The organism is Enterobacter sp. FB, from assembly GCF_000805795.1.
GTDB lineage: Bacteria > Pseudomonadota > Gammaproteobacteria > Enterobacterales > Enterobacteriaceae > Enterobacter > Enterobacter roggenkampii.
This window is the reverse complement of sequence record NZ_JSZC01000013.1, coordinates 2,288,336-2,303,556: the sequence shown is the minus strand read 5'-3', so window position 1 is coordinate 2,303,556 and position 15,221 is coordinate 2,288,336. Positions and strand designations below refer to the sequence as shown.

11 protein-coding genes and 1 pseudogene are annotated in these 15,221 nt (G+C 57.5%); 9 read left to right on the top strand and 3 right to left on the bottom strand.

Features of this window, described 5'->3' with window-relative positions; all coding sequences use genetic code 11:
• The first annotated feature begins 6 nt into the window (after positions 1-6).
• From licT to PI91_RS17995, 5 genes and pseudogenes are all read left to right on the top strand, one after another.
• Entirely contained in the window at positions 7-840 is an 834-nt protein-coding gene (gene licT, locus PI91_RS18015; RefSeq protein WP_023293816.1) for a BglG family transcription antiterminator LicT, read from the top strand.
• A gap of 24 nt (positions 841-864) precedes the next feature.
• Positions 865-2,830 (top strand): annotated as a pseudogene (gene bglF, locus PI91_RS18010) (PTS beta-glucoside transporter subunit IIABC).
• A gap of 12 nt (positions 2,831-2,842) precedes the next feature.
• Entirely contained in the window at positions 2,843-4,237 is a 1,395-nt protein-coding gene (locus PI91_RS18005; protein ID WP_039266751.1) for a glycoside hydrolase family 1 protein, read from the top strand.
• A gap of 201 nt (positions 4,238-4,438) precedes the next feature.
• On the top strand, positions 4,439-5,857 hold the full coding sequence (gene mdtQ, locus PI91_RS18000; RefSeq protein ID WP_039266750.1) for a multidrug resistance outer membrane protein MdtQ: 1,419 nt from the start codon (positions 4,439-4,441) through the stop codon (positions 5,855-5,857).
• A 50-nt stretch (positions 5,858-5,907) separates the two neighbouring features.
• Positions 5,908-6,672: an SDR family oxidoreductase gene (locus PI91_RS17995; protein WP_008500906.1), complete on the top strand. Its 765-nt coding sequence runs from the start codon at positions 5,908-5,910 to the stop codon at positions 6,670-6,672.
• 82 nt (positions 6,673-6,754) lie between these two features.
• Here PI91_RS17995 and PI91_RS17990 read toward each other — a convergent pair whose 3' ends face one another.
• Positions 6,755-7,327: a DedA family protein gene (locus PI91_RS17990; protein WP_008500905.1), complete on the bottom strand. Its 573-nt coding sequence runs from the start codon at positions 7,325-7,327 to the stop codon at positions 6,755-6,757.
• Between the two features lie 157 nt (positions 7,328-7,484).
• Between PI91_RS17990 and PI91_RS17985 the strand changes: the two genes are divergently transcribed.
• Both PI91_RS17985 and pbpG read left to right on the top strand, forming a co-directional pair.
• Positions 7,485-8,072, top strand: a complete 588-nt coding sequence (locus PI91_RS17985) for a Yip1 family protein (protein ID WP_008500904.1) — start codon at positions 7,485-7,487, stop codon at positions 8,070-8,072.
• Positions 8,073-8,239: 167 nt separating this feature from the next.
• Positions 8,240-9,163, top strand: a complete 924-nt coding sequence (gene pbpG, locus PI91_RS17980) for a D-alanyl-D-alanine endopeptidase (protein WP_023293820.1) — start codon at positions 8,240-8,242, stop codon at positions 9,161-9,163.
• A gap of 83 nt (positions 9,164-9,246) precedes the next feature.
• Here the strand turns inward: pbpG and PI91_RS17975 are convergent, their stop codons facing one another.
• Positions 9,247-9,801, bottom strand: a complete 555-nt coding sequence (locus PI91_RS17975; RefSeq protein ID WP_008500902.1) for a GNAT family N-acetyltransferase — start codon at positions 9,799-9,801, stop codon at positions 9,247-9,249.
• 112 nt (positions 9,802-9,913) lie between these two features.
• Positions 9,914-11,662, bottom strand: coding sequence for a D-lactate dehydrogenase (gene dld / locus PI91_RS17970; protein ID WP_039266749.1), 1,749 nt, complete (start codon positions 11,660-11,662; stop codon positions 9,914-9,916).
• Positions 11,663-11,851: 189 nt separating this feature from the next.
• On the opposite strand from dld, the gene bglX reads away from it, so the two are divergent.
• Both bglX and PI91_RS17960 read left to right on the top strand, forming a co-directional pair.
• Positions 11,852-14,149: a beta-glucosidase BglX gene (gene bglX / locus PI91_RS17965; protein WP_039266748.1), complete on the top strand. Its 2,298-nt coding sequence runs from the start codon at positions 11,852-11,854 to the stop codon at positions 14,147-14,149.
• A 147-nt stretch (positions 14,150-14,296) separates the two neighbouring features.
• Positions 14,297-15,214 (top strand): ABC transporter substrate-binding protein, encoded by a 918-nt coding sequence (locus PI91_RS17960; protein ID WP_039266747.1) that lies wholly within the window; start codon positions 14,297-14,299, stop codon positions 15,212-15,214.
• The last annotated feature ends 7 nt before the right edge of the window (positions 15,215-15,221 follow it).

Sequence of the window (15,221 nt, the reverse complement as noted above, 5' to 3'; positions counted from 1 at the left end):
GTTCAGATGAAAATCGCCAAGATACTCAATAATAACGTGGTGGTTGTTCAGGATGAGCGCGGGCGCGAACAGGTGGTGATGGGCCGTGGGCTGGCCTTTCAGAAGCGCGTCGGTGAAGCGCTGGATACCGCGCGGGTTGAAAAGGTGTTTGCGTTACAAAGCGATGAACTGGTGCGTCGGCTCGGCGAGCTGCTGAGTCAGATTCCGCTGGAGGTGATGACCACCTGCGACCGCATCATCGGGCTGGCGGCGCAGCGGCTGGGCAAGCTGCAGGAGAGCTTGTATATCACCCTCACCGATCACTGCTACTTTGCGATTGAGCGGCAGAAGAACGGGTTGGCCATCAAAAACGTGCTGCTGTGGGATATTAAACGGCTGTATCCGAAGGAGTTCGAACTAGGGCAGGAGGCGCGGGCCATTATCGCCAGACGCCTTAACGTCGAACTGGAGGAAGATGAGGCCGGGTTTATCGCGCTGCATCTGGTTACCGCGCAGCTGAACAGCGAAATGCCGGAGGTGATGCACGTGACGCGGGTGATGCAGGAGATCCTCCAGCTGGTGAAGTATCAGCTGCAGCTTGAGTATGACGAAGAGTCGCTCAGCTATCAGCGTTTTGTCACCCACCTGAAGTTTTTTGCCCAGCGGATGCTCACCCGCACCGTGGTGGAAGATGACGATGTCTCGCTGCATACGGCAGTCAAAGACAACTACGCGAAGGCGTGGAAATGCGCCGAGAAAATTGCGCAGCACCTGAACAAAAGCTATCAGCGTGAGCTGACAACCGAAGAAATTATGTTCCTCGCCATTCATATCGAGCGGGTGAGAAAAGAGGGGCGTTAAGCCTCAAAACAGGATTGTTACTGCATCACGCAGGCAAAACCTGAGCGCGGCCTTCGTCAGAAGGTCGTTCTCGGGTTTTTTTATTTTTGTACTCAGTCAACAGGTGCCTGCGGGCATCGGATGTAAGGAAATCGAGATGGAATACCAGGCGTTAGCGAAGGATATTCTCGGCCACGTTGGCGGAAAAGAGAACATCGTCAGTCTTGTGCACTGCGCGACCCGGCTTCGCTTCAAACTGAAAGAGAATCAACGGGCGGATGCGGAAGGGCTCAAGAAAAATCCGGGCGTGATCATGGTGGTCGAAAGCGGCGGCCAGTTTCAGGTGGTGATTGGCAACCACGTTCACGATGTCTGGCAGGCTGTCCGCAATGAAGCAGGCCTGACCGACGACGCCCCTGTCGTGGAAGAGAAGGGCGAAAAGGGGAACCTGCTGGGCCGCCTGATTGACATTGTCTCCGGGATCTTTACCCCATTTATCGGCATTCTGGCCGCGTCCGGTATTTTGAAGGGGCTGCTGGCGCTGGCCGTGGTCTGCGGCTGGCTCACGACCGAGAGCGGCACGTATAAAATCTGGTTTGCCGCCAGCGATGCGCTGTTTTTCTTCTTCCCGCTGGTGCTGGGCTATACCGCCGGGAAAAAGTTCGGCGGCAACCCGTTTATTACCATGGTGATCGGCGGGGCGCTCACCCATCCGGTGATGATTGCGGCATTTAACGCCAGCCAGCAGCCGGGGGCGGTATCGGAAGCCTTTTTGGGCATCCCCGTCACGTGGTTCAACTACAGCTCGTCGGTGATCCCGATTATTCTCGCCGCGTGGTTCAGCTGCTGGCTGGAAAAACAGAGCACCAGGCTGCTGCCTTCCTCGATGAAAAACTTCTTCGCGCCGCTGATCTGTCTGGCCGTGACCGTGCCGCTGACTTTCCTCGTTATCGGGCCGCTGGCGACTTGGCTGAGCCAGATGCTGGCGAACGGCTATCAGACTATTTACGTTCTGGCACCGTGGCTGGCGGGCGCGGCGATGGGCGCGCTGTGGCAGGTCTGCGTTATTTTTGGCCTGCACTGGGGGCTGGTGCCGCTGATGATCAACAACCTGGCGGTGCTGGGGCATGACTCCATGCTGCCCATGCTTTTGCCTGCGGTGTTTGGCCAGGTGGGGGCGGCGCTGGGCATTTTTCTGCGTACCCGCGATGCGCGTCAGAAAATGCTGGCCGGTTCATCCGTGACGGCAGGTATTTTTGGTATCACCGAACCCGCAGTGTATGGCGTAAACCTGCCGCTGCGCCGTCCGTTTATCTTTGGCTGCGTGGCTGGCGCTATCGGTGGGGCGATTGTCGGCTTCAGCGACACCCACGTTTACTCCTTCGGCTTCGCCAATATCTTTACCATCGCTCAGATGATTCCGCCGGGCGGCGTGGACGCCACGCTGTGGGGAGGCATTATCGGCACGGTGGTGGCGCTGGTGCTGAGCTGCGGCCTGACGCTGCTCGCCGGTATGCCAGGAAACACCGCGCCAGAAGGTGTGGTCTCCGCGGGCGAAAACGATGTGCTATCGCCGATGACCGGTACCGTTCTTGCTCTCGACCAGGTGCCGGATACCACGTTTGCCAGCGGCCTGCTGGGCAGCGGCGCCGCGATTATTCCCTCCGATAACAAAGTGGTTGCCCCGTTTGCCGGTGTGGTGGCTTCGCTGTTCCAGACCAAACACGCCATCGGCCTGCTCAGTAACAGCGGGATTGAAGTGTTGATCCACGTGGGTATCGACACCGTGAAGCTCGACGGCAGGCCGTTTACCGCCCATGTGAAGGTCGGTGACAAGGTGCAGCCCGGCGATCTGCTGCTGGAGTTTGACCGACAGGCGATTATCGATGCCGGATACGACCTGGCGACCCCGATTATTATCAGTAACAGCGACGAGTATCGCGAGGTGGCGACCGTGGCGGCAACGTCCGTCAATGCCGGTGCGCCGTTACTCAGCGTCAGTCATCAATAACAGGAGAACGTGATGAAAACTTTCCCGGACGATTTTTTATGGGGTGGCGCGGTTGCCGCGAATCAGGTAGAGGGTGCGTATCTGGAAGAGGGGAAAGGGCTGTCCACCTCTGACGTTCAGCCGCAGGGTGTCTTCGGCCCGGTAGTTGAGCGCGTCCCTGGGGACAGCGGCATCAAGGATGTCGCCATCGACTTCTATCATCGCTACCCGGAAGACATCAAGCTGTTCGCCGAGATGGGCTTTAGCTGCCTGCGCGTCTCCATTGCCTGGACCCGCATTTTTCCGAACGGTGACGAGCAGCAGCCGAACGAGGCGGGGCTGGCGTTTTACGACCGGTTGTTTGACGAGCTGGCCGCGCACAACATCACGCCGCTGGTGACGCTGTCGCACTATGAAATGCCGTGGGGGCTGGTGAAGCAGTACGGCGGGTGGGGCAGCCGTCAGACTATCGGCTTCTTTGAGCGCTATGCCCGTACCGTGTTTGCGCGCTACAAAGAGAAGGTCAAGCTGTGGCTGACCTTCAACGAGATCAATATGTCTCTGCACGCGCCGATGACCGGCGTCGGTCTGCCGGAAACCAGCAGCAAAGGGGAGGTGTACCAGGCGATCCACCACCAGCTGGTGGCCAGCGCGCTGGCGGTGAAGGCCTGCCATGAGATTATCCCGGATGCCAGAATCGGCAACATGCTGCTGGGCGGCCTGGTGTATCCGCTGACCTGCAAGCCGGAAGATGTTCTGGAGACGCTGCAGGAAAACCGCGCCTGGCAATTCTTTGGCGACGTGCAGTGCCGCGGCGCCTACCCGGGGTATATGCAGCGTTTCTTCCGCGACAACGGTATTCAGCTTGAGGTCACGGACGCCGACCGCGAGGCGCTGAAATCTACCGTCGATTTTATCTCCTTCAGCTACTACATGACGGGCTGCGTCACCGCGGATGACGCCCTCAACCAGCAGGCGCGCGGCAATATCCTGAGCATGGTGCCAAACCCGCATCTGGCCAGTTCCGAATGGGGCTGGCAGATTGACCCCATCGGCCTGCGTACTCTGCTAAACGTGCTCTGGGATCGCTATCAGAAGCCGCTGTTTATCGTGGAAAATGGCCTCGGGGCGAAGGATAAACCGGACGCAGACGGCACGGTGCAGGATGACTACCGCATCAGCTATCTCAACGATCACCTGGTGCAGGTGCGGGAAGCGATCGAAGACGGCGTTGAGGTGATGGGCTACACCAGCTGGGGGCCCATCGACCTGGTGAGCGCATCAAAAGCTGAACTTTCTAAGCGCTACGGCTTTATTTACGTCGATCGCGATGACAGCGGGAAAGGCACGCTGGCGCGCAGCCGTAAGAAAAGTTTCTACTGGTATAAAGAGGTTATTGCGACAAAAGGCGCTTCGCTGAAAGTTTAATAAAGCGATCAACCTGACAGGGGATGTTCACCCTGTCGGGTTGATTATTTTTCATTTGCATAATTCAATTTAAATAATAATTTTGGTGAATACTTTTCCGTATATTTAAATCTATGACAATTTACGCATTGCCACGCATTACTAAAAAAATAAAGAGAATCAAGCGTAATTTGCGCCTTTATTTTTTGAGTTTATGGCGTCATGAAACGTTCTCTTATTTTATCTCTGAGTGCTCCCTTCGTTTTTATTCTGGCTGCCTGTGCGCCTGAACATGCCACGGTATCTCCCATTAAAACGCAAACCACGGCGGCGTCGGTGAATACGGTTCTGAATCATCAGGACTGGCCGAAAAATGAGTGGTGGAAAGCATATAACGATCCGGAACTTAACGGGCTTATTGCAAAAGCATTAAGCGATGCGCCGGATATGCAGATTGCCCGTCAGCGCATTACGCTTGCGGAAGCCCAGGCCAAAGCGGCTATGGCTGCCGACGGTCCGCAGATTGATTTTTCAGCGGATGCCGAACGTCAGAAAATGTCCGCCGAGGGGCTGATGGGGCCCTTTGCCATTACCGACCCGGCGGCAGGGACAACCGGGCCGTGGTACACCAACGGCACCTTTGGCCTGACGGCAGGCTGGGATCTCGATCTGTGGGGAAAAAATCGCGCGCAGGTCGAAGCCCGGATTGGCAAAGTGAATGCGCAAAAAGCGGAGCTGGAGCAGACCCGTCAGCTGCTGGCCAGCAGCGTGGCGCGGCTCTACTGGGAGTGGCAAACGCAGGCCGGCGTGGGGGAGGTCCTCGCGCAGATTAAACATGAGCAGGACAATATTATCGGTGCCGATCGCGAGCTGTATCAGCACGGGATCACCTCCTCCGTGGAGGGCGTTGAAACGGATATCAACGCCAGCAAAACCGAAGAGCAGCTGGCCGAAGTCAACGGGAAAATGAAAGCCATTGAGGCGCGTCTGGTTGCGCTGACGAACGCCTCCTCCGTGAAGCTGACGCGGCACGCCCTGCCGACGGTGGAAGCCTCGCTACCGTCGATGCTCGGCTATGAACTGCTGGCACGCCGTCCGGATCTGCAGGAGGCGCACTGGTATATCGAAGCCTCCATGAGCGAAGTGGAGGCCGCCAGAGCGGCGTTTTATCCTGACGTGAACCTGATGGCGTTCTTACAGCAGGATGCCCTCCATCTGAGCGATCTGTTCCGTTCGTCCGCGCAGCAGATGGGCGTGACCGCCGGGCTGACGCTGCCGATTTTCGACAGCGGCAGGCTTAACGCCGGGCTGGATATCGCTCAGGCGCAGAACAACCTTTCAGTAGCCAACTACAACAAAGCGGTGGTAGAGGCCGTCAATCAGGTGGCACACACGGCCAGTGAAGTCGAAACGCTCATGGCGAAAAACAGCCACCAGCAGCAGGTTGAAAAAGATGCGGCACGGGTTGTAGCGCTGGCGCAGGCGCGTTTCAGCGCGGGGATCGTTGCGGGCTCCTGGGTCAGTGAAGCCAGAATACCGGCCCTCAAAGAGCACCTCGAAGGACTGCTGCTGAAGGGGCAGTATGTAGACGCCACGCTGCAGCTGACCTCCGCGCTGGGCGGTGGCTATCATCATGGCTAAAAAAGGTCATTAACTATACTTACCTCTTTGCAGTTTTTCAGGAGGTGAGTATGACCAGAGTAGCGATTGTGACCGCATCGGATTCCGGGATCGGTAAAACCACGGCCCTGATGCTGGCAGAGCGCGGGTTTGATATTGGCGTCACCTGGCACTCGGATGAGAAAGGGGCGCTGGAAACCTGCCGTGAAGTCGAAGCGCAGGGGCAGCGCGCGGAGGCTGTCCATCTTGATCTAAGCACGCTGCCGGAAGGCGCTGAGGCAATAGAGACGCTGATTGCGCGCTTTGGCCGGCTGGACGTGCTGGTCAATAATGCAGGGGCGATGACCAAAGCGCCGTTCCTCGAGATGCCGTTTGACGACTGGCGGAATATTTTCACCGTCGACGTGGACGGGGCGTTTCTCTGTTCACAGATAGCCGCAAGGCAGATGGTGAAGCAGGGGGAAGGGGGACGGATTGTGAACATCACCTCGGTGCATGAACACACGCCTCTGCCGCAAGCGAGTGCCTACACGGCGGCTAAACACGCGCTCGGCGGGTTAACCAAATCCATGGCGATGGAGCTGGTGAAGCACAACATTCTGGTGAACGCCGTCGCGCCGGGTGCGATTGCCACGCCGATGAACGACATGGACGACAGCGAAGTGAAGGAAGGCTCCATGCCGGAAATCCCGCTGGCAAGGCCGGGCCACACGAAAGAGATTGCCAGCCTGGTGGCGTGGCTGTGTGACAGCGACGCCAGCTATACAACAGGGCAATCGTTTATCGTCGACGGGGGCTTTATGCTGGCGAACCCGCAGTTTAAGCCGGAGGGATAGATTCCCCTCTCCCTGTGAGAGAGGGTATTTTTAGTTCCCTCTCCCTGTGGGAGAGGGTTAGTGTGAGGGCATCAGGCCGCATTCACTCCTCATCCCGCGTCTTTTCACGGTGCTTCAGCCACAGTCGCACCGCAATCACCGCCACAACCACCAGAATCAACCACGCCCAGTGCTTCAGGTGCTGGTCGAGATTATGCAGCCAGGGCGCAATCACTTCGCCCCCTACATAGCCGAGCGTCGTAAAGATCAGCGCCCAGGCAATCGCGCCCACAATATTGAGCGGCAGAAAAATTTTGGGCGGCAGATGGCTGGCGCCAATCAGTATCGGCCCGATAATGCGAAAGCCATACATAAAGCGCGTGCCAATAACGAACAGGTAGGGATGACGTTGAATGAGCCGCTGAGCGCGGCGGATTTTCTTCTGATGCTTTGCGAAACGCTTGAGCAGCGTGGGCCCAAAGCGCAGCCCCAGAAAGTAGAGCAGCTGATCGCCTATCATCCCGCCCAGCGCGACCGCGGCAACAACCAGCGGGAACTTCAGTAACCCCTGATGCGCGGCGACGCCCCCTAACAGCGTGATGGTTTCACCTTCTGCCACGCTGCCGATGACCAGCGCGGCATAGCCATATTGCTCAATGAGTGCGTTAATATCCATTACGTAACGGTTTTCTCCCTCTGCGTGCCTCGTTTAATCATATACCCCTTGAATCAACGGCGGGGAAATCAACGGAAATTTCCCACTGTACATAAAATAATCTAAAGCCTGCATTATACTTAAGGTATCGCTGACGGGCCGACAACAAGGGGGCGCTATGAACCATGTCTGGGGACTTTTCTCCCATCCCGATCGTGAAATGCATGTCATTAAAAGTGAGAACGAAACGGTCTCGCATCATTACACGCACCACGTGCTGCTGATGGCCGCGGTGCCGGTAATATGCGCTTTTATCGGAACGACACAAATCGGCTGGAACTTCGGTGACGGCACCGTGGTTCAGCTTTCCTGGTTTACGGGACTCTATCTTGCCATCATCTTTTATGGCCTGATGCTGGCGGGGGTGGCGGTCATGGGGCGCGTCATTCACTGGATGGCGCGTAACTATCCGCAGCGTCCATCGCTGGCGCACTGTATGGTCTTTGCCGGGTATGTCGCGACCCCGCTGTTCTTAAGCGGTATTGTTGCGCTTTATCCACTGGTCTGGCTGTGCGCGCTGATCGGTACCATTGCCCTCTTTTACACCGGTTATCTGCTGTATCTGGGGGTTCCTACCTTCCTGAATATCAATAAAGAAGAGGGGCTGAGCTTCTCGAGCTCAACGCTCGCCATCGGGGTGCTGGTGCTGGAGGCATTACTGGCGCTGACGGTGATTCTTTGGGGTTATGGATACCGTCTCTTCTGAGTTCACTGCATTGCTGGCGTAAATGCCAGCAATGCAGCATCCGTTCACGATTATCCTCTGGCGACAACGCCCGCTGACGGCTATGATGCCGAGGCCAGCCTGTGTTTATCCAACAACCCAGGCGGTGTACGTCATAACGTGCGTGAATAATTATCAGAAGTCTCACCATGCTGAAATTCCGAGTCTCTTTACTTAGCCTGGCGCTGTTGCTGGGTGCGTCCGCAGTCGTACCGGCCGTCGCCAAAACGCCCGCGGTGACCACCGCTGCTGCTCAGCCGCAAATTGCGTCCGGCAGCGCGATGATTGTCGATCTCAACACCAATAAGGTGATTTACGCCAGCCATCCGGACCTGGTGCGACCGATCGCCTCAATTACCAAATTAATGACCGCGATGGTGGTGCTTGATGCCCATCTGCCGCTGGACGAAAAACTGAAAGTGGATATTAGCCACACGCCGGAGATGAAAGGGATCTACTCCCGCGTGCGGCTGAACAGTGAGATCAGCCGTAAAAATATGCTGCTGCTGGCGCTAATGTCGTCTGAAAACCGCGCGGCGGCGAGCCTGGCGCACCACTATCCGGGCGGCTACGACGCGTTTATCCGCGCGATGAACGCGAAAGCCAAAGCGCTGGGGATGAACAATACGCACTATGTTGAACCGACGGGTCTGTCGATCAACAACGTCTCCACGGCGCGCGATCTGACGAAACTGCTGATTGCCAGCAAACAGTACCCGCTGATTGGTCAGCTCAGTACCACCCGTGAAGAGATGGCGACCTTTGCGAACCCGGCCTATACGCTGCCGTTCCGCAATACTAACCATCTGGTATACCGGGATAACTGGAATATTCAGCTAACGAAAACCGGCTTTACCAACGCGGCCGGACACTGTCTGGTGATGCGCACCGTATTTAACGGTAAGCCGGTGGCGCTGGTAGTGATGGATGCCTTCGGCAAATACACGCACTTCGCCGACGCGAGCCGCCTGCGGACCTGGATTGAAACAGGAAAAGTGCAGCCTGTCCCGGCCGCGGCATTGACGTATAAAAAGCAAAAAGCGGAGCAGATGGCGACGGCGCAGAACGACTGAGCCGTCTGTCAGCGCCGGGTGGCGGCTTTGCCTTACCCGGCCTACAAACACTAAAAACGGTAACCCAGGTTACCGTTTTGCGTTTATTCCGGCAGCGTCCAGTCACCATCGTTGAGCGGGCGCTGCATAATCACCGTATCCCGCCAGTCGCCTTTCTTGTAGCCTACGCTGCGCAGCTGACCGACAATCACGAAGCCATGTTTTTTATGCAGGCGTAACGAGCCGGCATTGTTATTGCCATCTCCTACCACGGCAATCATCTGCCGCCACGGCCCTTGCTCGCAGCGTGCGATCAGCGCATCCATCAGTGCCGTGCCAAAACCGCGCCCGGTGATGCTGGCATCCACGTAAATCGACTCTTCCAGGGTATAGCGGTAGGCGTGTCGCGGTCGGTAAGGGGTGGCATAGCAGTAGCCCACCACAATGCCGCGGTACAGCGCGATAAGCCACGGTAAACCGTTCTCCGCCACGCTTTTCATGCGATGACGCATTTCGTCAATAGTCGGGGGGACTTCTTCAAATGACGCGCGCCCGTGAAGCACATGCCAGGCATAGATCGCGGCAATGGCATGCACATCATCGGGACGGGCGTCGCGCACTTCCAGCTCGGTCTCGGATAAAACATCAATAGCCGACATGATGTGCCTGCTCCTCGTTATCGAAGGCCGGAGAAACGTTTCTCCGGCGATAAGCCGTTACTCTATTACGATTAAGGAGCGCTTAACAATCTCTCAAATTTGGCTGTAGGAATTAATCAGACGTTTGCGTTATGTGCTGCTCCGCGTCTGCGCTCTCTTTCCAGTATTTCTTCCGCGTTGTTTTACCGATGCCGGGATTCATGCTGTTTGTAGGGTCATTCTCGCGATAAAACTGCTTAAGTGCGTCAGGGGCTTTATAAAGATGTCCGACGTTGTGTTCCGCAGGATATTGTGCGCCGCGTTCACGCAGAAGGGCGAGCATCTGCTCCTTCAGTTCATGTGCATCGACCCCTTTCTTGACGATGTAATCCTGATGGAAGACATAGCACATAAAGTGGCCGTAATAGAGCTTGTGCACCAGCTTGCTGTCGATTTCCGGCGGCAGGTGTTCAAACCACTCGGTGTCGTTACGCCGCAGGGCGATATCGAGCGCCAGAATATCTTCCACCTCTTCGGAATGTACCGCCTGATATCGGATGGCGGCCCCTGCGGCGGCAAAGCGGTGCAGGAACGCTTTGCTGCCCTCTTCAGGCGTACAGGCAAAGAAATCCCCTTCGGCGGTTTTAAAGAATTCGGTCAGCCAGCTCTGCGCTTCGGCAATTCCGTCTCCGGCCATTTTCAGCAGCAGGTGATGTTCGTACCTGTCGCGCCAGGTTTTCATCCTCTCCGGCAGATGCGCCGGGAAAACGTTGCCCAGCTTCTGCATAAAGCGGTCGGTGAAGTGGGGTTTGAACAGCGACACTTTCTCCAGCATCGCGTCGGTACGGCCCTTCATGGTGAAGAAGAACGGCATTTTGTCGGTGCCGAGCTTGTCGATCATCAGGAACGTGTCTTTGCCGTAGCGCTCGGCGATGTCGTAAATGTCCCGGTGCATGTATTCGCCCGCCACCGGCAGATGGGTGAATTCGCCCAGAATATGACGGCGGATCTCCGTCAGAACCTCAGGCTGGTTGGTGCCGATGTAGAATACCTGCTGCTTTTTCTCGGCCGGGAAGGTGTCCAGACGTACCGCAAAAACGGCCAGCTTGCCCGCGCAGCCGGAGGATTCAAACAGGCGATCCGGGTCGGCGTTGTAGCGCGCCGGCGTATCGGCATTGATATCCCGCACGCGGGTCACGTAGTCATGATCGTGCGCATGGCGACCGTCGTGCTGAACGTCTTCATCCTTCACGCGATCGTCGTCGAGCTTGCTGAGGATCTGTTCTGGCGTGACGCCGAGATCGATTCCCAGGTGGTTCACCAGCGTCAGCTTGCCGTTTTCGTCAATACGGGCAAACAGGGACATCTCGGTATAGGCGGGGCCGCGCTGCACCAGCGAGCCACCGGAGTTATTGCAGATCCCACCGACCACCGAGGCGCCAATGCAGGAGGAGCCGATCACCGAGTGCGGTTCGCGGCCCAGCGGCTTAAGCGCTTTCTCGAGGGAGTAGAGCGTCGTGCCGGGGAACGCGAGCACCTGCTCGCCCTTGTCCAGCAGGTGCAGCTTGTCGAGGCGCAGGGTGCTGATAATCACGATGTCACGATCGTAATCGTTGCCGTTCGGCGTGGAGCCTTCGGTCAGGCCGGTGTTGGCCGCCTGCATTAAAATAATCTTGTCGGCGGCGACGCAGGCGCTCAGAACGCGCCACAGCTCCAGCAGCGTGCCGGGGAAAACCACCGCCAGCGCCTCGCCCTGACCGGAGCGGAAGCCCTTGCGGTAGCGGGCGGTTTTAGCCGGGTCGGTAAGCAGGTGAGAGGAGCCAACCAGGCGCGACAGTTCGTTAATAAAGGTTTTGTTATCGTCAGTTCGAACAGAAGACATCTTCCACTCCTTGTGGTGGGGCAAATTTCTCGCTGTAAAGCATAGCGCGATTAACTGTTAAGCGGTCGAGTATTCACGAGAAAAATCAGAGAATAACCCTGCAACGATCGGAGGGTTTGTGGCACACTGCGCTTTTCGCACGGTATGGCCGAGATCGTCCGGCGGTTATTGATGAGAGAGTAAAACGACATGAAATGGCTATGTTCTGTAGGTGTCGCCGTCAGCCTGGCGCTGCAACCTGCGCTGGCAGAGGATTTGTTTGGCAATCACCCGCTCACGCCTGAAGCGCGGGACGCGTTTGTCACGGAATTGCTCAAGAAAATGACGGTCGATGAGAAAATCGGCCAGCTGCGTCTGATCAGCGTCGGCCCGGATAACCCGAAAGAGGCCATCCGCGAGATGATCAAAGACGGGCAGGTAGGCGCCATCTTTAATACCGTCACCCGCCAGGATATCCGCAAGATGCAGGACCAGGTGATGGATCTCAGCCGCCTGAAAATTCCCCTGTTCTTTGCCTACGACGTGGTGCACGGCCAGCGTACCGTCTTCCCCATCAGCCTCGGCTTAGCGTCTTCCTTTAACCTCGACGCGGTGAAAACCGTCGGGCGCGTGTCGGCTTATGAAGCGGCGGACGATGGCCTGAACATGACATGGGCGCCCATGGTGGACGTCTCGCGCGATCCGCGCTGGGGCCGCGGCTCGGAAGGCTTTGGTGAAGATACGTATTTAACCTCCACGATGGGTAAAACCATGGTGGAAGCGATGCAGGGCAAAAGCCCGGCGGACCGCTACTCGGTAATGACCAGCGTCAAGCACTTTGCGGCCTACGGCGCGGTGGAGGGCGGTAAAGAGTACAACACCGTCGACATGAGCCCGCAGCGCCTGTTCAACGACTACATGCCGCCGTACAAGGCAGGGCTGGATGCGGGCAGCGGCGCGGTGATGGTGGCGCTGAACTCGCTGAACGGCACGCCTGCAACCTCTGATTCCTGGCTGCTGAAAGACGTGCTGCGCGACCAGTGGGGCTTTAAGGGCATCACCGTTTCCGACCACGGTGCGATTAAAGAGCTGATCAAACACGGTACCGCCTCCGATCCGGAAGATGCGGTGCGCGTGGCGCTCAAGTCCGGCATCAACATGAGCATGAGCGACGAGTATTACAGCAAGTATCTGCCGGGGCTGGTGAAGAGCGGCAAGGTGACGATGGCGGAGCTGGACGATGCCACCCGTCACGTGCTGAACGTGAAATACGACATGGGGCTGTTTAACGATCCGTACAGCCACCTGGGTCCGAAAGACTCCGACCCGGCAGATACCAATGCCGAAAGCCGCCTGCACCGCAAAGAGGCGCGTGACGTCGCGCGCGAAAGCCTGGTGCTGCTGAAGAACCGCCTCGACACGCTGCCGCTGAAAAAATCCGGCACCATTGCCGTGGTGGGTCCGCTGGCCGACAGCAAGCGCGACGTCATGGGGAGCTGGTCTGCGGCGGGCGTGGCTGACCAGTCCGTGACCGTGCTGACCGGTATCAAAAGTGCCGTCGGTGAAAACGCCAAAGTGGTTTACGCCAAAGGGGCGAACGTCACCAACGATAAAGACATCGTGACCTTCCTCAACCAGTACGAGGAAGCGGTGAAGGTCGATCCGCGCACGCCGAAGGAGATGATTGACGAAGCGGTGAACGCCGCGAAGCAGTCTGACGTCGTTGTTGCGGTCGTGGGGGAAGCGCAGGGTATGGCGCACGAAGCCTCCAGCCGTACCGATATCACCATTCCACAGAGCCAGCGCGATCTGATTGCCGCCCTGAAAGCCACCGGCAAGCCGCTGGTGCTGGTGCTGATGAACGGTCGTCCGCTGGCGCTGGTGAAAGAGGACCAGCAGGCTGACGCCATCCTGGAAACCTGGTTCGCCGGTACCGAAGGCGGTAACGCCATCGCCGACGTGCTGTTTGGCGATTACAACCCGTCCGGCAAGCTGCCGATGTCCTTCCCGCGCTCCGTCGGGCAGATCCCGGTTTACTACAGCCACCTGAATACCGGTCGCCCGTACAACGCCGACAAGCCGAACAAGTACACCTCTCGCTACTTCGACGAAGCTAACGGCCCGCTCTATCCGTTTGGTTACGGCCTGAGCTACACCACCTTCAAGGTCTCCGACGTGAAAATGTCGGCGCCGACCCTGAAGCGTGACGGCAAGGTCACCGCCAGCGTTGAGGTGACCAACACCGGCAAGCGCGAAGGGGCTACGGTGATCCAGATGTACGTGCAGGATGTCACCGCGTCGATGAGCCGTCCGGTGAAACAGCTGCGCGGCTTCGAGAAGGTCACGCTGAAGCCGGGGGAAACCAAAACCATCAGCTTCCCGATCGACGTGGATGCGCTGAAGTTCTGGAACCAGCAGATGAAATACGATGCGGAACCGGGCAAATTTAACGTCTTTATCGGCGTGGACTCCGCCCGCGTGAATAAAGGCGAGTTCGAGCTGCTGTAACCTTTCCCTCCTTTGCCTCCCCCCGTCCTGCGGGGGAGGCGTCTTACCTTATGCTAAAAAGGCATTTTGACGGTTAATTCCGCCGTTTTAAGCTACGCTTTTCTCTCAAGCCTCTGAAAAAGGCAGCAAAAAAATGAGGATAGCGGAATGACGATTGCAAAGGGGATGTTGGGATCTGCGGTGTTACTGGCGGCGCTGAGCCTGCCGTTACAGGCGGCGGAGCCGGTTAAAGTGGGTTCGAAGATCGATACCGAGGGCGCGCTGCTCGGTAATATTATCTTGCAGGTGCTGGAAAGCCACGGCGTGAAAACGGTCAATAAAGTCCAGCTCGGCACCACGCCCGTCGTGCGCGGCGCGATTACCTCCGGCGAGCTGGATATCTACCCGGAATACACCGGCAACGGCGCATTCTTCTTCAAAGATGAAAACGATCCGGCATGGAAAAACGCCAAAGCCGGGTATGAGAAAGTCAAAAAACTCGACGCGGAACAGAACAAACTGGTTTGGCTGACCCCGGCGCCGGCCAACAATACCTGGACTATCGCCGTGCGCAAGGACGTGGCGGAGAAAGGGAAGCTGACTACCCTGGCGGATCTCAGCCGCTACCTGAAAGAGAAGGGCGACTTTAAGCTTGCGGCGTCGGCGGAGTTCATCGAGCGTCCTGACGCGCTGCCCGCGTTTGAAAAAGCCTACGACTTCAAGCTCGACCAGGCTCAGCTGCTCTCGCTGGCGGGTGGGGATACCGCGGTGACCATCAAAGCGGCGGCACAGCAAACTTCCGGCGTTAACGCGGCCATGGCCTACGGTACCGACGGCCCGGTGGCGGCGCTTGGCCTGCAGACCCTGACCGATCCAAAAGGTGTACAGCCAATTTACGCGCCGACCCCGGTGGTGCGTGAGGCGGTGCTGAAAGCGTACCCGGACATTGCAGAATGGCTCAAACCGGTCTTCGAAAAGCTGGATGAAAAAACGCTGCAGCAGCTGAATGCCAGCATTGCCGTCGAGGGGCTGGATGCCAAAAAAGTGGCCGCCGACTTCCTGAAACAACAAGAGCTTGTGAAGTAACGGGAAA